Annotated in this window: 18 protein-coding genes and 2 pseudogenes; 6 read left to right on the forward strand and 14 right to left on the reverse strand. The window is 64.1% G+C overall.

Annotation, left to right across the window (positions count from 1 at the left end; all coding sequences use genetic code 11):
- Window positions 1-12 precede the first annotated feature (12 nt).
- The 4 genes and pseudogenes from QK287_RS07315 to QK287_RS07330 all read right to left on the reverse strand — a co-directional run bounded on the left by QK287_RS07315 (window position 13) and on the right by QK287_RS07330 (window position 2,352).
- Entirely contained in the window at window positions 13-579 is a 567-nt protein-coding gene (locus QK287_RS07315) for a TetR-like C-terminal domain-containing protein (RefSeq protein ID WP_282359703.1), read from the reverse strand.
- A gap of 217 nt (window positions 580-796) precedes the next feature.
- Window positions 797-910: pseudogene (locus tag QK287_RS07320) on the reverse strand (ABC transporter ATP-binding protein); the annotation flags it as partial.
- Entirely contained in the window at window positions 907-1,311 is a 405-nt protein-coding gene (locus QK287_RS07325; RefSeq protein ID WP_282359704.1) for a nuclear transport factor 2 family protein, read from the reverse strand. The gene QK287_RS07325 and the pseudogene QK287_RS07320, both read right to left, overlap by 4 nt.
- 381 nt (window positions 1,312-1,692) lie before the next feature.
- On the reverse strand, window positions 1,693-2,352 hold the full coding sequence (locus QK287_RS07330) for a hypothetical protein (protein ID WP_282359705.1): 660 nt from the start codon (window positions 2,350-2,352) through the stop codon (window positions 1,693-1,695).
- Window positions 2,353-2,463: 111 nt separating this feature from the next.
- Between QK287_RS07330 and QK287_RS07335 the strand changes: the two genes are divergently transcribed.
- From QK287_RS07335 to QK287_RS07345, 3 genes are all read left to right on the forward strand, one after another.
- Window positions 2,464-2,709, forward strand: coding sequence for a hypothetical protein (locus tag QK287_RS07335; RefSeq protein ID WP_282359706.1), 246 nt, complete (start codon window positions 2,464-2,466; stop codon window positions 2,707-2,709).
- 107 nt (window positions 2,710-2,816) lie between these two features.
- A complete protein-coding gene (locus QK287_RS07340) occupies window positions 2,817-3,845 on the forward strand; it encodes a histidine kinase (RefSeq protein ID WP_282359707.1) in 1,029 nt (342 codons plus the stop codon).
- The gene (locus QK287_RS07345) at window positions 3,842-4,459 is read left to right on the forward strand and encodes a response regulator transcription factor (RefSeq protein WP_282359708.1); all 618 of its coding nucleotides are present in this window, start codon (window positions 3,842-3,844) and stop codon (window positions 4,457-4,459) included. Before QK287_RS07340 ends, QK287_RS07345 begins: the two co-directional genes overlap by 4 nt.
- A 240-nt stretch (window positions 4,460-4,699) precedes the next feature.
- Here the strand turns inward: QK287_RS07345 and QK287_RS07350 are convergent, their stop codons facing one another.
- Entirely contained in the window at window positions 4,700-5,503 is an 804-nt protein-coding gene (locus QK287_RS07350; protein ID WP_348774703.1) for an alpha/beta fold hydrolase, read from the reverse strand.
- Window positions 5,504-5,788: 285 nt separating this feature from the next.
- Window positions 5,789-7,032 (reverse strand): annotated as a pseudogene (locus QK287_RS07355) (IS256 family transposase); the annotation flags it as partial.
- A 58-nt stretch (window positions 7,033-7,090) separates the two neighbouring features.
- Here QK287_RS07355 and QK287_RS07360 point away from each other — a divergent pair.
- On the forward strand, window positions 7,091-7,330 hold the full coding sequence (locus tag QK287_RS07360) for a hypothetical protein (RefSeq protein ID WP_282359710.1): 240 nt from the start codon (window positions 7,091-7,093) through the stop codon (window positions 7,328-7,330).
- 110 nt (window positions 7,331-7,440) lie between these two features.
- Here the strand turns inward: QK287_RS07360 and QK287_RS07365 are convergent, their stop codons facing one another.
- The 3 genes from QK287_RS07365 to QK287_RS07375 all read right to left on the reverse strand — a co-directional run bounded on the left by QK287_RS07365 (window position 7,441) and on the right by QK287_RS07375 (window position 13,139).
- Window positions 7,441-9,282 (reverse strand): ABC transporter ATP-binding protein, encoded by a 1,842-nt coding sequence (locus tag QK287_RS07365; protein ID WP_282359711.1) that lies wholly within the window; start codon window positions 9,280-9,282, stop codon window positions 7,441-7,443.
- A gap of 97 nt (window positions 9,283-9,379) precedes the next feature.
- The gene (gene guaB, locus QK287_RS07370; protein ID WP_226774007.1) at window positions 9,380-10,891 is read right to left on the reverse strand and encodes an IMP dehydrogenase; all 1,512 of its coding nucleotides are present in this window, start codon (window positions 10,889-10,891) and stop codon (window positions 9,380-9,382) included.
- A 172-nt stretch (window positions 10,892-11,063) separates the two neighbouring features.
- The gene (locus QK287_RS07375; RefSeq protein WP_282359800.1) at window positions 11,064-13,139 is read right to left on the reverse strand and encodes an acyltransferase family protein; all 2,076 of its coding nucleotides are present in this window, start codon (window positions 13,137-13,139) and stop codon (window positions 11,064-11,066) included.
- Window positions 13,140-13,291: 152 nt separating this feature from the next.
- Between QK287_RS07375 and QK287_RS07380 the strand changes: the two genes are divergently transcribed.
- Complete coding sequence (locus QK287_RS07380) at window positions 13,292-14,260, forward strand: DUF389 domain-containing protein (RefSeq protein WP_282359712.1); 969 nt, start codon at window positions 13,292-13,294, stop codon at window positions 14,258-14,260.
- A 138-nt stretch (window positions 14,261-14,398) separates the two neighbouring features.
- Here the strand turns inward: QK287_RS07380 and groL are convergent, their stop codons facing one another.
- The 3 genes from groL to QK287_RS07395 all read right to left on the reverse strand — a co-directional run bounded on the left by groL (window position 14,399) and on the right by QK287_RS07395 (window position 17,042).
- Window positions 14,399-16,009 (reverse strand): chaperonin GroEL, encoded by a 1,611-nt coding sequence (groL, locus tag QK287_RS07385; protein ID WP_226774009.1) that lies wholly within the window; start codon window positions 16,007-16,009, stop codon window positions 14,399-14,401.
- 86 nt (window positions 16,010-16,095) lie between these two features.
- Window positions 16,096-16,392: a co-chaperone GroES gene (gene groES / locus QK287_RS07390; protein ID WP_024367421.1), complete on the reverse strand. Its 297-nt coding sequence runs from the start codon at window positions 16,390-16,392 to the stop codon at window positions 16,096-16,098.
- A gap of 224 nt (window positions 16,393-16,616) precedes the next feature.
- Entirely contained in the window at window positions 16,617-17,042 is a 426-nt protein-coding gene (locus tag QK287_RS07395; RefSeq protein ID WP_226774010.1) for a hypothetical protein, read from the reverse strand.
- 56 nt (window positions 17,043-17,098) lie between these two features.
- Between QK287_RS07395 and QK287_RS07400 the strand changes: the two genes are divergently transcribed.
- The gene (locus QK287_RS07400; protein ID WP_282359716.1) at window positions 17,099-18,334 is read left to right on the forward strand and encodes a class I SAM-dependent methyltransferase; all 1,236 of its coding nucleotides are present in this window, start codon (window positions 17,099-17,101) and stop codon (window positions 18,332-18,334) included.
- Window positions 18,335-18,356: 22 nt separating this feature from the next.
- Here the strand turns inward: QK287_RS07400 and QK287_RS07405 are convergent, their stop codons facing one another.
- Together QK287_RS07405 and QK287_RS07410 are read right to left on the reverse strand one after the other, a co-directional pair.
- Window positions 18,357-19,184, reverse strand: coding sequence for a shikimate 5-dehydrogenase (locus QK287_RS07405; protein WP_282359717.1), 828 nt, complete (start codon window positions 19,182-19,184; stop codon window positions 18,357-18,359).
- A gap of 41 nt (window positions 19,185-19,225) precedes the next feature.
- Complete coding sequence (locus tag QK287_RS07410) at window positions 19,226-20,671, reverse strand: glycoside hydrolase family 3 N-terminal domain-containing protein (protein ID WP_282359718.1); 1,446 nt, start codon at window positions 20,669-20,671, stop codon at window positions 19,226-19,228.
- Window positions 20,672-20,924 lie beyond the last annotated feature (253 nt).

Genomic DNA, 20,924 nt, shown 5'->3' on the forward strand with positions numbered 1-20,924 from the left:
GTGGAGTGGAATTCATTGGCCAGGCCAATGACTAAAAGTGGCGTCGAGAGTTTCGAGGATGCGGTACCAGCTCTCCTCAGCGTCTGGAGCGCTGTGATCGAAACTCCCCGACATTTCCAAAGCGATAAAGCCTCGGATCGTGCTCCCGAACAATCGCACGGCGTGGACCTGGTTGATTTCGGTGAGCCGATATTCGCGCATAATTGCCCCCAGGAACCGGGCATGACGCCATCCAGCGCTTTTCTTTGCGCTCTCTTGGTCGAGTCTCAACTCAGTGGCAGCGAAACGCCCGGGATGGTCCCGGGCGTAATCGCGGAAGGAATCGGCAAGGGCCATGAGAGCGTCCTTGCCAGCGCGACCAGCAATGGCATCAGACGCGCGATCTGCGAGTTCTTCCAAAGCCAGAAGTGCGACACCGGTCTTTAGGTCCGCGGTACTCAGGACGTGAGAATACAAACTTGCTGGCTTCACGTCAAAGTGACGAGCAAGTGCAGCAACAGTCACGCCCTGAAGACCAATCTGATCAGCGAGCTCGGCACCAGCTAAAGCTAAACCCGCTTTGGTTACCCCCCTGCGCACGGCAACAACCTTCCATCAGTGACCCGACAACACGGAATCTATGCATACTAGGAAAAAACCTACACATCGTAGGTTACCCGACAACAGTAACCCCATTTGCACTGTATCCGCGCTGACGCTCTCGTTGGAGTTCGAGCGCCCCGAATCCGTTGAGACATGGGGGCGTTCGAACTCAGACTGCGAGCCAACGTTCTGGAAGGATATCTGTCCGATTCGTAGCGCCGTTGGGCCCAAGGAAGCCGGTCACCAGGCCCGGACGCGTAGTGAAGTTCATACCGTCTACGGCAGTCTTATCGCCAAAACGTTTGGTGAGAGAGTGTGGTTCGATCAAGTGAGGAGCTCGGAATCGTTGTCAGAAGGCCTGATTGGATCTTCGGTTACAGGGTCGAGATAGAAACGCGCCCAGTACACAAGGCCAGAAGCATCGGTTCGCCAGATGACGGGGCCGACGATCCCCGCGGAAATACCATCGGCCGCAGTGCCTGTCATTTCCCATTCCGACCACACTTCGTCGCCGTTCACCGCATGACGCAGAACTCGTGCCTTAAGGTCCGGGAATCGGGTGAGCATCGCCGTCCAGTTGCTCAGCACAATCACGCGCCCCTCAAAATTCGTCGATGGATGATGAGGGGTCTCTGAAACATAGCCGGCGGAGAAACATGCGGCGATGCTCTCGGCGTCATGGGAGTTGATCGCATTCTCGAGCCTGGTCAACGCTTCTAGGTCCGTCATTTTCGCCATCTTTCAGTGGGTTGATTTCGTTGCCAGTCGCACGCGTGGAGCATCGCGGTGTCAATCGCCATTGATCGAACGCATGCCGGTAGGAGCAATAGACAGCGGATCGGTGAAGTTAGGGTCGTGCCGGCCCCCCTAAGTCCGAGCGGAGCCCACTGCTCGAACGTTTGCTCTTCCAGCGGCAAAGACTTCGCAGGGACGACCAGGGAACCGGGCCGGTCAGCATCTCCCAGAAGGAAGTCCAGAACGGGGCGATCCACGGTGCGAGCGGGTCTAGCTCACTTTGCAGGACGATCGTCTCAGGAAAGGCTCCGATAGCTTCGGGCATCTCAACGTCTGTCGGCCAGAAGGCACGCTCCGGCGGGGCATCAAGGGGAGCTACAGCAGTAGTTGTTGGAGCGGGTAGACGAAGTACCGGATCGAGTACGCCTCCCACACGGCACCGATGATGAGCAGCACTAGTGCGGGGAGCGCCAGAAGACCGATCTGCTTCAAGCCCTGTAGATAGCCCTTGCGACGGCTCTGCGCCGCGTTTCTGCGCGGAAACATCCAGCTTCTTCCGATGAGGTAAGCGCCGAGGGCAAAGAGCACATAGGCCTGGAGTTCGATGACGAAGGTCAGAGAATGAGGAATGAGCGAGACCCATCCCTCCGGGGTCGACGGCGCGAGTGTGATACCTACCTGGACTGCCCAGTACGCGAAGAGTGCGAGTCCAGCAAACGGCACGATGAGCGACGGAAGCACGATGGTCAGCAGGCTGAGCCGGAAGACGTTTACGCCAAGAATTATCAGTGCAAAAAGCGGCGGGGTGTTGAGTAGCCCACGCACGATTTCGGCAGTGCCGTCTTGTTCCAACGACGTCACCTGCACCGCACTGAGTGCAGGAAAGGCTAGTCCGATCAAGAAACCGATGATTGCCAGTCCGTAACTGGCAAGGTTGAGTACGAGGTAGGCGCGCTTGTTTTCGCGGATGATTGTAAAGGGGCGCCGCCAGAGCGGTGACGGTGCATGGACCTGGATGGTGGCTATAGGTGTCATGTAACCCATCACATCTTAGGTTTCGATGCGCTTGCAGTGGCGAGGCGTCATCACATTGATGTGACGCGGCGTCACTACCGTCGACGCCGCGTGCACGGGATCGTGGAGTCCATGAAAATCTTCGATCTTGCGCTGAGTGCGGTCATTGTCTTCGGCGCGACCGTCTTCCTTGCTTACATTGGCTACTTCTATTTTGATTTTGGCCTCTTCATGACACTTCCAGCGAATATCGTGGAAGGATTCATTCAGAACTCTGCGTTGCAGTATGTCGCTCTTGGGCTCGGCATCGTGGCGATGATCGCAAAACGCCCGGTCGGTCGTGCGATCAAGCAGCAGGAAGCCGAGAATCGGAGCTAACCATCGACGATCACGCGAAGGATGAGGCTCCAAGCATCACACGGATGCGCAGGGTGGCGATGGTTAGCGCTGTAGTGGCGATTGCGCCTCTTAGCATTGTCGGGATCGTGTTCACTGCAACATCTTGGTCGGAAGCTCTGCTCGTCGCCGTAGGATTCCTCGTCACTCTTGCTCTGCTGCGCAAGTGGAGTTTGGATGGGTACCCGCGCCAGGCAATCCTTGCGCTCATGTTCACCACAGCGTCGTGGATTATTGGTTCACTGACCGCATCGAGCCCGATCGGTTTTGTACCAGTGGCGCTTATCGGTGCGCTCCTGCTTGCGCGGACACGAAGATGGCGGTTGTGGATCTTCGCGTTCGCGTTGTCGGTCACCGCGGTGGGGGCGAGCTCATTTGTTTTCCACCCAGCCAGTTGGGTGCTCGCGGCCCAGTATCTTGTGCTTCCAGCTGTCGGCACGCTCTTTATCGTCGCGGTGATTTTGCTCAGTGAACAGGCCTGGAAGGTGGTGCGGCGACTCGAACGCGCTCAGGAGACCGAGGCTGAGCTTGCGGCCGCCCGCGAGCGAATGCGCTTCGCCGGGGACCTTCACGACATTCAGGGCCATTCGCTTCATGTCATCAAGTTGAAAGCCGCCTTGGGCCGACGCGTGGTGCACACAGATCCCGACCGAGCCGATGTGGAATTCAGCGAGATCCGTCGCCTCGTCGACGAGACCATTGCGGAGACGAGAGCGCTGACATATGCGCGCTACAAGCTAAATTTGTTGGCTGAGCTCGAGAACACGAAGAGTCTCGTCGAGGCAGCTGGCGTGGTGGTCGAGGTGAGATTCGACAACGCGGGCGGGGATGCCGCGGATCCTCTCTTAGCACAGGTTCTGCGGGAAGCTACTACTAACCTGCTCCGCCATGCGCGTCCAACCCTCGTCACGATCAGTGCCTCGCCGAAATCTGTCGAAGTCATCAACGACGGCGCAGCCGATGCGGGTGGCTCTACCCTGAGGGGTCTTGCTCGGCTACGGGATCGAGTGGAGGGCGCGGGTGGCGCGCTGTGGATCGAACAATCGGCAGATAAGTTTATCGTTTCCGCTCGGATTGATCCCGAACGCAAAACTACGGGGATCGAGGACATACGATGAAAAAGGCGGGTCCGATTAGGATCATTCTGGCCGATGACGAGCATTTGTTGCGGACGGCACTTTCGGCGGTCCTTACTCTTGACGGGACGATCAGTGTCGTGGCGCAGGCGGAGAACGGTCGCGAGGCCGTGACGGCGACGCTTGAGCACCTTCCAGATGTACTCGTCATCGACCTGGAGATGCCTGAGATGGACGGCTTGGATGCAGTCGAATCGATTATGTCCAAGAATGCCGGACAGCGCGTACTGATGCTCACCCGGCATGCTCGGCAGGGCGTCCTCCGGCGAGCACTCAAGCTCGGGGTGCTGGGTTTTATGAGTAAGAGTTCTGACCCGGAAGAGATCGCCGAAGTGATCCGCAAAGTCAATAACGGCGATCGCTGGATAGCACACGATGTTTTTGAGGCCTCGGTTGTCGATGACTCACCCCTGACAGCGCGCGAAGCTGATGTTTTACGGGAGACACGCGAGGGGTACTCGGTCAAGGACATCGCTCGGCGACTGCACCTTGCATCTGGCACTGTTCGAAATTACCTCTCGGACGCCACTCAGAAAACCGCGACAACGACCCGGCACGACGCAGCGAGGGTAGCCCGGGACCGCGGTTGGCTGTGACTTGTCGTTCTGAACTGAAACAACACGGACCCCGCGCCTTCGACGGAGGCCGCGTTAGAGATCACCTCGGCGACGCTCACTAACGCTGCATTCGTAACGTATTTCGAAGCTATGGACGATTGCGCTGCAATCGCTGACCAAAACAGCGCACGTGGCGCCTGAGCTAGGAATTTGTGTCTCGTCAGCAGCGTGAAGCGCGCTTTCGTGATGCACATTCCCTTCAGGCTGAGCTACGATACGTCAAGCTGACATGCCATTGACAGCGAGCCAGTTGGGGATCGTTTCCAAACTCTCGGGGTCAAGATGCGTGTCCGGCTCGTTGTATCCACTGCCTGGCGACGCGGCGGTATCAGTCTGAGAGCGTCGATCCTCTTTGAATACGTGATTGGCGTCGGCCGGGAAGCAGAACGTTACATTGGCCATCCCCGCAGCGGCCTCTTGAAGTGGGGTGCCATTGGCGTGAACGTCTACCTGGAGGTCTTTCGTGCCAATGAGGACCAACGTGGGGATCTGTACCTTCGCTAGCGAATCACTCGCCGATTCGATCCACAACTCGCGGGCGAAAGGAAGATTCGCCGGAGCCTCGAAGCCAGCAAGGGCCATCTTCACGTTGTCCGGCAGGCTCGGATCAAGATCCATCTGCTGCCCGGAGGAGTAACGCGCAGCGGCGTCGTGCACCTCCGACATGAATTCGGTGTCATCGATAATCTGTGCCTGGAGCGCCAGTTGCGATATCAGCACTGTTTGTATCGGCCGACCAGGTGGCGCGGCGAGGATGATTCCCGCGAAGGGGACGTCGTGGGCCGTTGTAACGTAGTGCAGCACGTGCAGGGTTCCCTCACTGTGGCCGAGCCCCACAATTCTTGCCGAGTCCACGAAGTCCTGCCGAGAGAGCTCAGTGACGGCTGCGATCAGCTCGTTCAAATGCGACTTCATGCCCATCTTCTCGCTGAGCTTTCCGGCATTCTCCATCGTGTGCGGGCCGGACGCCCGCTTGTCGTAACGAAGAGAAGCGATACCCGCATCAGCGAAGGACTCTGCCAACAGCCGAGCGCTGCCATTGCTAGCGGGCAATATCGGTGAGCACCAATCGCGATCTGTTGGGCCGCTGCCAGCAATGAAGATTACTGAAGGGAATGGCCCATTACCATCGGGACACATAATCGAGCCCTCCATTGTGATGCCATCCAGCTTCCACGTCAGGTCAAGGTTTACAGAGCTAATCCGGTACCGGAAGGACCACAGTCGACACGATCTGTCGCATGTGCCCCCTGTCTGGCTCGTCTTTGAGTCTGGCCTAGAACACCATCGTTGCACGCGAGCACCGGGGGCTGCGGAGAGCCGGCCGTTGAAGGCGATTTCGAAGGCGTTGAGGGCGCCTTTCCATCGTTGGGTCCATCTGGCCCGGCCCTTGCCCTCGGGTCCAAGGCCATGACTGCGAGGTAGACGCACTTGAGCGCGGCTTGCTCGGTGGGGAAGTGTCTGCGGGCTCTGACGGCTTTGCGGATCCGGGCATTGACGGACTCGATCGCGTTCGTGGTGCACACGATTCGGCGGATCTCGCGGTCGAACTGCAGGAACGGCACGAACTCGGCCCAGGCGTTCTCCCACAACCGCACTATCGCGGGGTACTTCCTGCCCCATTCCTCGCCGAACTCCAGGAACCGTTCCTCGGCTTCGGAAACCGTGGCGGCCTGGTAGACCGGTTTGAGCGCCCGGGAGATCTTGTCCCAGTCCTGCCGGGCCGCGTAGCGGAAGCTGTTGCGCATCAGATGCACGATGCAGGTCTGCACGACAGTCTCCGGCCAGACGGCCCCGACGGAGTCCGGCAGGTGCTTGAGTTCGTCACAGACGAGCATGAGGACGTCCTCGACGCCGCGGTTCTTGATCTCGGTCAGGACCTGGAGCCAGTACTTCGCACCCTCACCGCCGTCCCCGACCCACCGACCCAGGATGTCCCGGTTCCCCTCGGTCGTGACGGCCAACGCCACCTAGACCGGTCGGTTAGCGACCTGCCCGTCCCGGACTTCCACGTGGATGCAGTCGATGAACACCACCGGGGAGACCGGGTCCAAAGGCCGGTTCTGCCACTCAGCCATCCCCTCCAGGACTTTGTCGGTGATCGTGGAGATCGTCGTCTTGGATACCTCCGAGCCATACACATCGGCCAGGTGCGCAGCAATGTCCCCATGCGTCATCCCACGGGCCGACAGGGACAGCACGACGTCCTCGATCGAGCCGAGCCGGCGCTGCCGCTTGGCCACCACGGCCGGTTCAAACGTCCCCGCACGGTCCCGGGGAACCTCTATCGATACCGGGCCGGCCTTCGTCAGCACCGTCTTGGACCGGGTCCCATTCCTGCTGTTCCCGGCGGGCTCCTCGGCGCGTTCGTGCTTTTCATAGCCCAGATGAGCGGTAATCTCACCCTCCAGCGCGGACTCGACCACGAGCTTGGTCAACTGCGCCAGCAGCCCGCCCTCGCCGTCAATGGACAATCCCTGCGCCTGCGCGTCACCGACCAACCGCGCGATCAACGCCCTGTCCACGACCGGCGATTTCTCAGCCACCGACACCCGCTCACCACCTTCCACCGCGACCACCTCGGCGGCCGCTTCAACCTGCACGCTCATCATGTACCTCCTGGATCAGAGTTACACCGTTGAAAGTGCAGTCCCGGGCTTCTGGCCCAAGCTGGTCAGCGCCATCGGCTTCCTGGCGTGTCTGGGCGCCTTGGTGGTCCTGGTGGTTCAACTCGTTCTCTACGACGTGGCCACACTGCTGCTCATTGCCGGATCGCTGGCACTCGTATCGGGGTTGAGGCTCGCTTTCGTCCGGCACCAGAGAGGGTCCACGGCCGGTTCAATGGTTTAGCCGGGCGGTTCCGGCCTTTTTCCGCGGTACGGTGGCCGCAATCGTCGTCACCGTCGTCCTGCGCAAAAAAGGGCCGGGCCACAGCAGTTCCCGCTAGCCCGGGTGTCCGCTCAGGCGCCTTCGGCCTCGTCCACGGCCAGCTGCGATTCGAACATCCGGAAATAGCGGCCCCGCATGGCCACCAGTTCCTTGTGTGTGCCCTGCTCGACGATCAGGCCGTCCTCAAGCATGTAGACGGTGTCCGCCTTTTCGATGGTGGCGAGCCGGTGGCTGATGGCGATGATGGTGCTGCTGCGGTCTGCGAAGAGCCGGGTGAAGATCCGGTGCTCGGCGAGTGCGTCGATCGCCGACGTCGGCTCGTCCATCACCATAAAAGAGGCACCGCGGTAGAAGTTCCGGGCCATCGCGAGGCGCTGCCATTGGCCGCCGGAGAGCCCGCTGCCTTTCCGGCCGCGCGGGTCCTCCATCCAGTTGCTCACGTGGTTGTCCAGCCCGTTGGGCAGCTTGTTGATGAATTCGAGGGCTTCGGCATCGGTCGCCGCCCGGCGGATCCGTTCGTCGTCGCGCGGTGTATCCACGTCACCGAAGTAGATGTTCTCCGCCGCGGTGGCGAACTCGTACTTCAGGAACTCCTGGCTGAGCACCGCAAGGTGGCGGTGCCAGGTCTTTACGTCGACGGCGGCGAGGTCGACGCCGTCGAGCAGTACCTGTCCGGAGTCCGGGCGGTACAGCCCGGCGAGAATCCGGATGAGGGTGGACTTTCCGGCACCGTTCTCCCCCACGATCGCGATGTGCTGGCCTTCGCGGATAGTCAGCGAGATACCCCTGATGACTTCCAGCTCGCTGCCGGTGTAGGTGAACCGGATATCCCGCAGTTCCACGGTCCGGGGCGCCTGCAGCAGGGGCGGGGCCTGCTCCGACGGGACCGGCAGCGCCATAAAGAGCTCGTAGTCCTTGAGGTTCGCGAGGTCCTCGTCGATGGAACTCAGGGAAGAGACGAGGCTGTTGGCGGTGGACAGGGCGCGGCTGACAATCTGCTGGACGTAGAGGAACTGCCCCACCGGCTGGGCCCGGGCGATGATCTGGCCCACCACCCAGACCAGGGAGACCACCTCCGCACCGTATTGCAGGGCGTCGGCAGCGAGCTGTTTGGGGATGTAGCGCTTCTGGAAGTCGAGCCGGCGCTTTTCATCAGCGTCCCGCAGCCGGGAGCGCAGCCCCATCAGGTAGCCCACGATCCCGTAGAGCCGCATCTCGGCGATGTGCTGGGGACGCAGGAGATTGGTTTCAATCATCCGGCGTTGCCGTCGCGAATCCACTTGGGTGTTCCAGTGCGCGATCTGCTCGCGGGAGAGCTTGAACTGCAGGTACACGCTGGGCACAATCGCCACCAGCACGATCACGGCAATCCACCAGCTGACCAGCAGCAACGCGCCGATCGCCAGGAGCACCGAGACAAGCTGGGTGAAAATGGCTGCGATCCGGTCCAGGACCCGGGCGTAGGAATCGGAGAAGCGCTTGGCCCGGTCGTAGAGGTCCACCGTCTCTTTGTCGTCATAGCGCCAGAACTCCAGGGCCAGGAACCGCTCGTACATCAGGTCCCCGACGATCGCGCCGACCTTGAAGCTCATCAGCTGCTGGATGTACCGGTCCACGCTGCTGAAAGCGCCCCAGAACAATCCCAGCCCGGCAGTGATGATGACGTAGACAATCGCCTGCTGGCCGGCCGCGGCGTTCCCCGCGTAGGCCGCCGCCAGCGCCGTCGTGGTCAGGGCAGCGAAGTAGGTGGTTACAAGCGGCAGGAGCGCCGAAATCACCGAGCCCACGATCTTCATCACGACGGCGGCGGGCGAGGCCCGGAAACTCACGCGCAGCACCTGCGCTACAGCCCGGGCGTAGGGCCTGAGCGCCAGTTTGCGTTTCGGCTCGCGCGCGGGCAGGAGTGCGGACATGCCTCCAGCCTAGAACATATCCCCCTGCCCAACTGACTGGCAGCAGGGGCCGTTATGAGCCTTCAAAACGGCCCCTGCTGCGAGTCAGTTGGGTGTTTTAGCGCGAACCGTAGTTCGGCGCCTCCACCGTCATCTGGATGTCGTGCGGGTGGGATTCCTTGAGCCCGGCCGGCGTGATGCGGACGAATTTTCCGCGGGCCTTGAGCTCGGGCACCGTCGGGGCGCCGGTGTAGAACATCGTCTGGCGGAGTCCGCCGACCAGCTGGTACGCCACGGAGGCCAGCGGCCCGCGGTAGGCGACCCGGCCCTCGATGCCTTCCGGAATGAGCTTGTCATCACCGGAGACGTCGGCCTGGAAGTAGCGGTCCTTGGAGTACGAAGTGTTCTTGCCGCGGGTCTGCATGGCCCCGAGCGATCCCATCCCGCGGTAGAGCTTGAACTGCTTGCCGTTGACGAAAATCAGATCCCCGGGAGACTCGTCACAGCCGGCCAGCAGGGAACCGAGCATCACGGTGTCCGCGCCGGCGACCAGCGCCTTGCCGATGTCCCCGGAATACTGCAGCCCGCCGTCGGCGATCAGCGGAACGCCGGCCGGGATGGCTGCCTTTGCCGACTCATAGATGGCGGTGATCTGCGGGACGCCGACGCCGGCAACAACGCGGGTGGTGCAGATGGAACCCGGACCCACACCGACCTTGATGCCGTCAGCACCGGCGTCAATGAGCGCCTGGGCGCCTTCGCGTGTGGCGGCCTGGCCGCCGATGATGTCCACGTGCGCCGCCGCCGGGTCAGACTTCAGCCGGGCAATCATGTCCAGGACACCCTGGGAGTGGCCGTTGGCGGTGTCCACGAAGAGGGCGTCAACGCCCGCGTCGATCAGGGCCATCGCACGTTCCCAGCCGTCACCGAAGAACCCGATGGCCGCACCGACGCGCAGCCGGCCTTCGTCGTCTTTGGTGGCCAGCGGGTACTGCTCGGCCTTGGTGAAGTCCTTGGTGGTGATGAGCCCCTTGAGCCGGCCCTGCTCGTCGACCAGGGGGAGCTTTTCGATCTTGTTGGTCGCGAGCTTGTGTGAGGCTTCTTCGCGGCTGATGCCGACGTGCCCAGTAACAAGGGGCATTTTGGTCATTACGTCGCTGACCAGGCGGATCGGGAAATCCGCTTCCGGCACAAAGCGGGTGTCGCGGTTGGTGACAATGCCCAGCAGCCGCATGCCCTCATCGACGACGGGCAGGCCGGAAACGCGGTAATGCGAGCAGATTTCATCCAGCTCGGCCAGCGTCGCTTCCGGGCCGATGGTCAGCGGGTTGGTGATCATGCCGGATTCGCTGCGCTTGACGCGGTCCACCTGGTCGGCCTGGTCGGCGATGGAAAGGTTGCGGTGCACCACGCCGAGGCCGCCCTGGCGTGCCATGGCGATCGCCATCCGGGACTCCGTCACGGTGTCCATCGCCGCGGAGAGCAACGGCGTGTTGACGGTGATGCGCTTGGAGATCCGGGAAGACGTATCCGCCTCGGACGGGATGACGTTGGTGTGTCCGGGCAGCAGCAGGACATCGTCGTAGGTCAGGCCGATAAAGCCGAAGGGGTTGTGTTCGGGCTGGGTCATGAGTGCGCCTCTTACCTTGGGTACGGGTTTCACGGGTAGGGGTTGCAACAGATGACCAGCCCGTCATTACGGGCATGGCCTGTGCAGAAGTGTTGAATAAATAGTAGAACCTTGCCGCCAATCCCCATATTCCGGGGCAGGAATGTGAGCAACTGCACCGGACGCCGCCGCGTCACGTCCAGCCGGTGGCTGCCAGGAGCCGCTCTTCGAACATGGGGAGCATACTTTGGACGTAGGTCTTGGTCAGATGGTTGTCGTCCTTGTACACGTACACATTCCCGACCACGGCCGGGCAGATTCCGTCGGCGCAGATGAAGTCGCTCAGGTCCATCAGGTACAGGCCCTGGACCCTCCCCCGGTAGGCGTCCAGGGGTGAAGAACGGGCCAAGGACTCCTGCAGCGGCACCCGGCACTTGGGGTCGTCCGAGCCGTTCTTCTGGACGCATTCGGGCATGTTGATGCCAAAGCGCGGATTGTCGCGGATGCCGACCACGTCCATACCGGCGTCGGTGAAGGCTTGAATGCCCTCAAGATACTGCGGCACCTCGGTTTCAAACGGCGCTTCGGTGTGGGTGAGCGAGGCGACTGTGAAAACGGCATCGGGCTGCTGGTCCAGGACGTACCGGGCGCTGGCGGCGTTGAAAGCGTTGCACTCGGCGTCCCGCTCCGGGGACTCACCGCCGAAGCGGCAGTTGCCTTTCAGCAGTGCCACCACTTCCCAGCCGCGGGTCCGGGCGACCGGCCCGAGTGCTGCCATGTACTGCTGGGCGTGGGAGTCGCCCAGGACCACAATGCGTTTGGTGACAGTCTCCGGCCGGGTGTTTTGCAGGCATCCGGCGAGCAGCGGGTCGGCGGGCACGTTCCCGTCCGTGCAGAGCCCGTCGATGTCAGCCCATTCGTTTTTCATGGCGACCGGAGCCGGAATGATCTTCGCGGCGGGAGTAGGTTTACCCGCGTTCTCGGGCGCCAGGGCGGCCGCGCCGGGGGTCAGTTCCTTCGGCTGCGCCGCCGCGGCCGCCTCGTCGGCCATGATCTTGCTCTGCCACACGGACACCGGGCCAGCCAGCAGCGCGCCACACGCTGCGATCACGACGGCGGTGCGCCAGGCCCGTCGCTGCGGCCAGTGCCACTCGCGTAAGGGCTTCTCCACGAACCTGGTGGTCAGCACCGCCAGCACGATCGAGGCGGCCACCACGGCCAGGCCCTGGATCAGGTTCGGCGCGGCGATGCCCATCCCGGCAAGGGCAAGCACCAGCAGCGGCCAGTGCCAGAGGTACAGGGCGTACGAGTTGTCCCCGAGTGCCACCAGCGGTTTCCAGCTCAGGATCCGGTCGACGCCGAAGCGGCTCCCGCTCTGTCCGGCCACGATGATGGCCGCAGCTGCCAGCGTCGGCCACAGCGCAATGAAGCCCGGGAAGGAGCGGTCTACGGTGAGCAGCAAGCCGCAGGAGAGCATCGCGGTCAGCCCGGCCCAGCCGAGGACAACCCGGAGCGCTTTACCGGGTTTGAGGTGTGGAAGTGCAAGCGCCAGCAGCGATCCGAGCGCGAATTCCCAGAGCCGGGTGCGGGTGTCGAAGTAGGCATAGGCCTGGTTGGCGGCGGTTTGCTCAATGGAGTAAATCAGTGAGGCAACGAAAATCGCACCAAACGCCGCGGCCAGGAGGCCGGGGTAACTGATCCGGTTTGCCCACGGCGTCCGCCGGCGCAGGAGGCGCAGCAGCACTGCGGCGCCGGCAAAAACGAGCGGCCACAGCAGGAAGACCTGCCCTTGGATGGACAGCGACCAGAAGTGCTGCAGCGGACTGGCGCCGGAGTGGTCCTGCGCGTAGTAGTCGACGGCGGAGTCCGCCAGCAGCCAGTTCTGCCGGTAGAGAAGGGAGGCCCAGGCCTGGTCGAGGATGTCCGGCCAGCGGCTCTCGGGCAGGATTGCCCGGGTGCCTGCAAGTACACCCAGAATAACGACTACAACGGCGGGCAGCAGCCGTTTGAGCAGGTGCAGCCAGTGGCTCAGGAGACGAAGGGGCCTGCCGCTTTCGACCTTTCGGGCGAAGCTGAGAGTCATCAGGAAGGCGGAAATCAGGAGGAAGACGTCCACCCCGCCGGAGACCCTGCCGAGCCACACGTGGTACGTGACCACCATCAGGACCGCAAGGGCGCGCAGGCCCTGGACTTCGGGCCGGTAGCCCGGTTGTGGGGGCGCCGGAGAACCCGCGACCGCCTGCTGCGGGCTGGCTGTGCTGCGCTCGATCGACACTGGGAGCCCTTCAGGCCGGTTTCCAAAACATCAATGTTACCGAGCCGTAATTTTTCTGGCCAATCACAGCGCGGTGACCGGCGGGCCAGCGGCAGGTTCCCTGCCGGCCCGGGGCTACCCTGTAACGAGCCAGAGGAGGCCCCATCGTGATCGCAGAGCTGCGTATTTGTGTTCCGGCCGAGTTGTCCGCCGCCGTGACGGACTGCTGCACCGGAGAGCTAGGCGTCGCGGAAGTTTCCCGCCAGCCGGGCGCTTCTGTCCTTCCCGCCGGGGACATCATCCACGTCCTGGTCGCCAGGGAATCCGTGGAGCGGCTCGTGGAGAAACTCCAAGCCCTGAATGTCCAGGAGCAAGGTTCGATCTCGGTGGCCATGCCGGAGTTGGTGCTCTCCGACCGTGCGGACAAGGCCACCGCCGACGCCCCCGGCGAAGGCGCGGACACCGTGATCTGGGACGAGGTATCCCGACAGACGGGCGAAGACTCGCGGCTTACGTGGAGCTACCTGGCGTTCCTGATCCTCGCGACCCAGCTGGCGGCCATCGGGATCGTCACGGATTCCACTATCGCCATTGTCGGGGCCATGGCGGTGGGACCGGAGTTCGGCCCCCTGGCGGCCCTGGCCGTGGCACTTGTCCGCGGCCAATGGCAGCTGGGCCGCAGTGCGGCACTGGCGCTTGGCGTCGGGTTCCCCGCGGCCATGCTGGCGGCCGCGCTCACGGCGTGGCTGTCAGTACCGCTGGGCCTCTTTCCGCCCGACGTGCTGGACCGCGGTTCTGCCGTCGACTTCATTTACCACCCGGGCCCCTATTCGCTCATCGTTGCCGTCCTGGCCGGGACCGCTGGGATGCTCTCCGTGATCAGCCGGCGGTCCGCAGCGCTGGTCGGGGTGTTCATCTCGGTCACAACGGTCCCGGCCGCGGGCTTCGTGGCGGTGGCCCTGGTCCTGGGCGAATACCAAAAGGCTGCCGGCTCGGCGGTGCAGCTGGGGCTGAACCTCGTGGGCATCGTCGCGGCCGCGGTTGCCGTGCTGATCTTTTACCGGCTCGTCACCAGACACCGGCTGCGGGGTGCGAGCCTGCGGCCACGACGGACCGCCACGGGGTCCAGACGCTGATGACTGCCTAAAACACACAAAAGACCGGACCAGCGGGTGCTGGTCCGGTCCTTTGTTTACTGGTCTTTGGCTGGCTGCTCCCTTGGCTGGCTGCTCCGAGGGAAACTGCGGCACCGTCCGGGGCGCCGCCGCCGGACCTTAGTGCTGGTGGCCCGCGTGCTCGTCCTCGTCGGCAGGCTTCTCGACCACGAGGGTTTCCGTGGTGAGCACCAGCGCCGCGATGGAAGCCGCGTTGCGCAGGGCCGCACGCGTCACCTTGACCGGGTCGATAACGCCGGCCGCGATGAGGTCTTCATATTCGCCGGTCTTGGCGTTGAAGCCCTGGTTGTTGGCTGATTCGGCCACCTTGGCGACCACCACGTAGCCGTCGAAGCCGGCGTTCTGGGCGATCCAGCGCAGCGGCTGGGTCAGTGCCCGGCGGACGATGCCGACAGCGGCGGCCGCGTCACCTTCGAGGGCCTTGACGGCAGGGTCCTCGTCGAGGGCCTTGAGGGCGTGGATGAGGGCAGCGCCACCGCCGGCCACAATGCCTTCTTCCAGGGCAGCGCGGGTCGAGGACACGGCGTCCTCGATGCGGTGCTTCTTTTCCTTCAGCTCGACTTCGGTAGCCGCGCCAACCTTGATCACGCCGATGCCGCCGGCCAGCTTAGCCAGGCGCTCCTGGAGCTTTTCCTTGTCCCAGTCGGAATCGGTGCGGGTCAGCTCGGCGCGCAGCTGGGAAACCCGGGCTGCGACGTCCTCGGCCGAACCGGCGCCGTCAACGATGGTGGTGTTGTCCTTGGTGACGGTGATACGCCGGGCAGTACCGAGCACCTCCAGGCCGACCGTATCCAGGCTGAGGCCCAGTTCCGGCGAAACAACCTGCGCACCCGTAAGGGTGGCGATGTCCTGCAGCATGGCCTTGCGGCGGTCACCGAAGCCCGGAGCCTTGACGGCAACGACGTTCAGGGTGCCGCGGATGCGGTTGACGATCAGCGTGGAGAGAGCCTCGCCGTCGACGTCCTCGGCGATGATAAAGAGCGGCTTGGAGCTCTGCAGCGCCTTTTCCAGCAGCGGCAGGAAGTCCTGGACGGATGAAATCTTGCCCTGGTTGATGAGGATCAGCGCATCTTCGAGGACTGCTTCCTGGCGTTCTGCGTCGGTGACGAAGTACGGGGACAGGTAGCCCTTGTCGAACTGCATGCCCTCGGTGAGGACCAGTTCGGTCTGCGTGGTGGAGGATTCCTCAATGGTGATCACACCATCCTTGCCGACCTTACCGAATGCCTCGGCCAGGAGCTCGCCGACCTCGTCGCTCTGTGCGGAGATGGAGGCGACGTTGGCGACCTGGGTGCCTTCGACCGGACGTGCGTTTTCGAGCAGGCGGGCAGCGACGGCTTCGACGGAAACCTCGATGCCGCGCTTGATCTCGCCCGGTGCGGCGCCTGCCGCAACGTTGCGGAGGCCTTCCTTAACAAGCGCCTGTGCCAACACAGTGGCGGTGGTGGTGCCGTCGCCGGCCACGTCGTTGGTCTTGGTGGCGACCTCCTTGGCAAGCTGCGCGCCAAGGTTCTCGTAGGGGTCGTCCAGTTCGACTTCACGGGCGATGGTGACACCATCGTTGGTGATCGTGGGGGCGCCCCACTTCTTGTCCAGCACAACGTTGCGGCCACGCGGGCCAAGCGTCACCTTGACCGTGTTGGCGAGCTTATCGATGCCGGCTTCAAGCGACCGGCGGGCAGCGTCGTTAAACGCAAGCTGCTTTGCCATGGTTTTTGTCCTTTCAAGACAGAACCCCGCGCAACTGACCTGTCAGAGATGAATCAGACGGATCGGCGGCGCGGGGTCCATAAGAGTTACTTTACGACGATCGCCAGGACGTCGCGGGCGGACAGTACGAGGTACTCGGTACCGCCGGTCTTGACTTCGGTTCCGCCGTACTTGGAGTAGATAACAACGTCGCCGACGGTGACGTCGATCGGAACGCGGTTGCCGTTGTCGTCAAAGCGGCCGGGGCCAACTGCAACAACTTCGCCTTCCTGCGGCTTTTCCTGCGCGGAGTCCGGGATAACCAGGCCGGAGGCCGTGGTCTGCTCGGCTTCGAGCGGGCGGACAACAATACGATCCTCAAGAGGCTTAATAGAGACCGACAAGGACCTCTCCTTTTCGTCAGCAAATTCGTGGACTTTAAAGCTGTGGTGCCAAGGCGCACAAACCGTCGTCGCGGTGCCGGCAGCGTACCTGGCAGGTCCAGCTTGAGTATTAGCACCCTCCTAGGGAGAGTGCTAATGACGACTCTATGTAAGTAGTTAGCACTCGGTCAAGGTGAGTGCCAGAATTTCGTCACCCGTTAACGCCGCACGACTGCCGGCTGCCCTCAGCCGAGGTCCTCGAAGTTCACGTCTTCGCCGTTGTCCGCGTCGCTGGCACCGGCCTCCCCCCGGTGCCGGTACAGCACCAGGGCGCCGGCGGCGGCAAGGACGACGCCGGCGGCCAGGACGACGATGCCGCCGGTTCGGGCCGCGGCATAAGTGTCCCGGATGTCCCTCGCCTCGTCGGTGGCGTCCGCAACGTCTTTGCCGCCGACGGAATAAACCGTGGCGTTGAAGGAATCAAGGAAAAAGATAATCACCAGCAGCGCCGCGCAAACCACCGCGAGCACAATGCCGGCGATCAGCGCCGGCCGGGCGTAACGGGCCAATCCCCGGCGGGTGGCCCGGCCGCCGTCGGCATCCCGGCCGGCGGTCCGGTCATTGGGGTCATCTGCGTCCGAGCCGGTGTTTGCCGTGCCGCTGTCTTCCATGCCGTCTAGCCTATCGGGCGCACGGCGCCTCGACTGCCTGAACTAGGCTTGATCCCATGGCTGACGCACCGCAGGACCAGATCGCCCCGCTCCTCAACCCCGCAGGCTGGGAGCTGCTGGCGTCACTGGGCGCGTACCGCGAGGACGAGGCGTTCCGCCTCAACGCAACCCTGCGGAAGGCCGGCCACTCCCCCGAACTCGTCTCTGCCGTGCTCACCCAGTCCCGGCTGCGGACCAAGGCCGAAGCCAAGTTCGGCGAGTTCGCCCGGCAGATGATTTTCACCCAAGCCGGTTTGGAACAGGCCACCCGGCTGACCGTGGCGGCGCGGCACGCGCAGCGCTTCGCGGCGGCAGGCGTTCGGCATGCAGCAGATCTCGGCTGCGGCCTCGGCGCCGATTCCATGGCGCTTGCATCGCTGGACATCACGGTCACGGCAGTGGAGCGGGACGAGACGACGGCGGCCTGCGCCACGATGAACCTGATCCCGTTCCGGAACGCCACAGTGCTGCACTCCGACGCGACGTCGGTTTCCCTCGAGGGAATAGACGGCGTCTGGCTGGACCCAGCACGCCGGACCACCTCCACCTCGGGCACAAAGCGCCTCTGGGACCCGGAGGACTTCTCCCCGCCGCTGTTCTTTGTTGAGTCCCTGGCCGGCGCCGGCATGGCGGTGGGTGTGAAGATGGGCCCGGGCATGCCGCACGACTCGGTACCCGGCAATTGCGAGGCCCAGTGGGTCTCGGTCGGCGGGGACGTCACCGAAGTCGCACTGTGGTTCAATGCGCTCCGGCGCCCGGGGATCCGGCGGGCAGCCCTCCTGCTCGGGCCTGCTGGGGCCGCGGAGCTCAGCAGCGCCGAGGATTTCAACGGCGGACCGGTCGCCCCGATCGGCCCGGTTGAGGGCTACCTTTACGAACCCGACGGCGCCGTCATCCGAGCCGGTCTGGTGGCCGACGTCGCACTCCAGCTGGGCGGCCACCTCGTGGACGAGCACATCGCTTACATCTGCGCGCCCGAACTTCTGGACACCCCTTTTGCCCGGGCGTTCAAAGTCCTGGACGTGATGCCCTACAACGTCAAGGCGCTCAAGGCCTGGGTCAGGGACCAGGGCATCGGAGTGCTGGACATCAAAAAGCGCGGCACCGCTGTCACTCCGGAGGAGCTGCGCAAACAACTGCTCCCCGGGGGTAAATCAGGCAGTGCCAAGAACAAGGGAAAGAAGGCGGCCACCCTGGTCCTCACCAGGATCGGCGAGGAGCGGGTGGCCATTTCGGTCGAGCCGGTCCAGTGACTCACCGCCGGATTCCGAGCGCCTACTGATCCCGCATAAAAGCCTCGGCTGCGTGGACCTGCTCGTCAGTGGGCCGGATCCCGGTGTAGAGCACAAACTGCTCCAGCGCCTGGATTGTCGCCACCTGCGCACCGGTGATGACCGTCTTACAGGCTGCACGGCCGGCCTTGATCAGCGGGGTCTCGGCGGGCAGCGCGACGACGTCGAAGACCACCGTCGCGGCGTCCAAAACCTCCTGCGGGAAGGATAGCGCCCCGGCGTCCGGCCCTCCGGCCATACCAATCGGGGTGACGTTGATGATCATGTCCGCCGCCCCCGCGCCGGCGGGATCGACGTCGGCGCGCCAGGCGAAGCCATAAAGCCCTGCGAGCGCCCGCCCCGCCTCCTCACTGCGCGCGATCACTGTGACGTCGCGGAACCCGGCATCACGCAGGGCGGCGGCGGTGGCCTTCGCCATGCCGCCGGCACCCAACAACCACACCGCGTAGGAGGCGGGTACTGCGTTGCGCTGCAGCAACTGCTCGATCGCCGTGTAGTCGGTGTTGTAGGCGGTCAGGGTGCCGCCGTCGTTGACGATGGTATTGACCGAATCGATGGCTTTCGCCGACGGGTCCATCACATCCACGAGCGCCGTCACGTCTTCCTTGTACGGCATGGACACGGCACAGCCGCGGATTCCCAGGCCACGCACGCCGGCGATGGCCTGGGCGAGGTCGGTGGGGGCGAAGGCCTTGTAGATCCAGTTCAGGCCAAGCTGGTCATACAGGTGGTTGTGGAAGCGCGTCCCGTTGTTGCTCGGCCGGGCCGAGAGGGAGATGCACAAGGTCATGTCTTTATTCAGGATGGGCACCCTTCCATTAAACGACAGGCCGGTCCCGGCCGGGGCCGGCATCAGTCACAGCCGGTGCCCGCGGGCTGGGACCCAACGTCGACCGGAAGTTTGCCGGGGGCCGTGGCAGTCCCGGCAAGAACCGAGGCCAGCGCGTCGAACGCGCCCTGGCTGCGTCCGTAGACCGCGATTCTGCTGCGGGCCGTGACGTCGGCCAGCGGCCAGGGCGCATCGAGGGCCACCGCCACCTCGGCTGCCGCCTCCGGTGCAGGCGGCTGTGGTCCGGCACCGATCAGCCGGACGAGCGGGCCCTCGCCGATGCTGATGCCGGCCTTGCTCGCGGATGCGGCGAAGCGCGAGCGGTCCTGCGCCGAACCGCCGGCCACACGGACGCTGGCCGGCACGATCGGACCGCGGCAGGGCCCGGCGAGCACGGTGATGGCGGCCCGGGAGACCTTTTGCGAGAGTTCGCTGCCGCTCCCGGGCGCCGTGCCGGGGCCCTGTCCGGTGCGGCCGCGCCAGATCATCATGGTAACTACACGCTGCGCGGCCTCCGCGAGCCGTGCCGGCGGCAGCGCACCGCTGCGCACGGCGCCGACGATCGCGGCGTGGGCCGCCTCGACGTCGGCGGGCATCAGCAGCAGGTCAGCGCCAGCGGCGAGGGCCAGCGGAGCGGCGGAGTCGTTGGGGTACCGGTCCTGGATCGCCGCCATGTTTAGCGCGTCGGTGATGGCAACACCTTTGAATCCCATCCGGCGAAGTTCCGCGTAGGCCGCCTTGGAGACGGAGGCCGGGACCCCGGGATCAAGCGCCGTCACGGCAATGTGGCCGGTCATGACCATCGGCAGCCCGGCGTCAACGACAGATTGGAAGGGCCGCAGGTCCTTGGCGCGGAGTGCATCCAGGCTGGCATCCTGGACGGGCAGCCCGGCGTGGGAATCCACGGTGACGGAGCCGTGGCCGGGAAAATGCTTGGCGGCCGGCAGCAGCCCCCCGGCCAGCATTCCTTGGGAAAAGGCGACACTGTAGGCGGCTGCGGCGTCGGCGTTGCCGGACATGGAGCGCGCGCCGATGGCAGGATCGGCCGGGCCCATGGTGACGTCGGCCGACGGGGCAAAGTCGGTGTTGAAGCCCAGTGCCGCCAGTTCAGCTGCCATGGCTGCGCCGGCCTCTCCGGCGAGGGGCGCACTTCCCGCCGCGCCGTAGCTCATCGGGGCGGGCCATTCGGTCAGCGGCGCCCTGAGCCGTGCCACCTTTCCGCCCTCCTGGTCGACGCCGATCAGGCCGGGCCAGCTGCGGCCGCCGGCGCGGGCCGCGGCCTGGAGCTGGCCGGCGGCGGCCTGCATGGCTGTGGTGTCAACGCTTCCGTCTGCGGTCCCCGGAACGTTGTCCCCCATGATGATGGAACCGGCCAGGTGCAGGCGCTCGATGACCGCGGCATGGGCGGTATGGTCGAGTCCGGGAAAAAACGGCAGCAGAACCTGGCCCGCCAGCTCTTCGGTGCTCATGGCGGCAACAGCCCGCGCCGCATCGGCCGCGTCCCGTTCCTGCGGTCCCCATCCGAGCGGGCGTGTCCCGGCCAGGGCGGAGGCATCCTTACTATCGGGCAGCGGCGCGGCAGTGCCGCCGCTCGGCTGTGCCGGTCCGGATGGTGCGGCGGTTTGCGCCGCTCCGGAGGGCGGCGGCGCCGGCGGCCCGGAGCAAGAGGAGGTTCCGAACACAAGCAGGACGACGGCCGGGACCAAGGCGGTCTTCCGCGTA

Source organism: Arthrobacter sp. AL05 (assembly GCF_029960715.1).
Taxonomy (GTDB): domain Bacteria; phylum Actinomycetota; class Actinomycetes; order Actinomycetales; family Micrococcaceae; genus Arthrobacter.

Excerpts from the sequence above, each read along its gene's own strand:
- QK287_RS07410 (WP_282359718.1), bottom strand. The coding sequence starts at position 20,671 with ATGAGCACCGAAGAGCTGGCGGGCCAGGTTCTGCTGCCGTTTTTTCCC.
- QK287_RS07345 (WP_282359708.1), top strand. The coding sequence starts at position 3,842 with ATGAAAAAGGCGGGTCCGATTAGGATCATTCTGGCCGATGACGAGCAT.
- QK287_RS07400 (WP_282359716.1), top strand. The coding sequence starts at position 17,099 with ATGGCTGACGCACCGCAGGACCAGATCGCCCCGCTCCTCAACCCCGCA.
- QK287_RS07325 (WP_282359704.1), bottom strand. The coding sequence starts at position 1,311 with ATGACGGACCTAGAAGCGTTGACCAGGCTCGAGAATGCGATCAACTCC.
- QK287_RS07335 (WP_282359706.1), top strand. The coding sequence starts at position 2,464 with ATGAAAATCTTCGATCTTGCGCTGAGTGCGGTCATTGTCTTCGGCGCG.
- QK287_RS07360 (WP_282359710.1), top strand. The coding sequence starts at position 7,091 with ATGTACCTCCTGGATCAGAGTTACACCGTTGAAAGTGCAGTCCCGGGC.
- QK287_RS07365 (WP_282359711.1), bottom strand. The coding sequence starts at position 9,282 with ATGTCCGCACTCCTGCCCGCGCGCGAGCCGAAACGCAAACTGGCGCTC.
- guaB (WP_226774007.1), bottom strand. The coding sequence starts at position 10,891 with ATGACCCAGCCCGAACACAACCCCTTCGGCTTTATCGGCCTGACCTAC.
- QK287_RS07330 (WP_282359705.1), bottom strand. The coding sequence starts at position 2,352 with ATGACACCTATAGCCACCATCCAGGTCCATGCACCGTCACCGCTCTGG.
- QK287_RS07395 (WP_226774010.1), bottom strand. The coding sequence starts at position 17,042 with ATGGAAGACAGCGGCACGGCAAACACCGGCTCGGACGCAGATGACCCC.
- groL (WP_226774009.1), bottom strand. The coding sequence starts at position 16,009 with ATGGCAAAGCAGCTTGCGTTTAACGACGCTGCCCGCCGGTCGCTTGAA.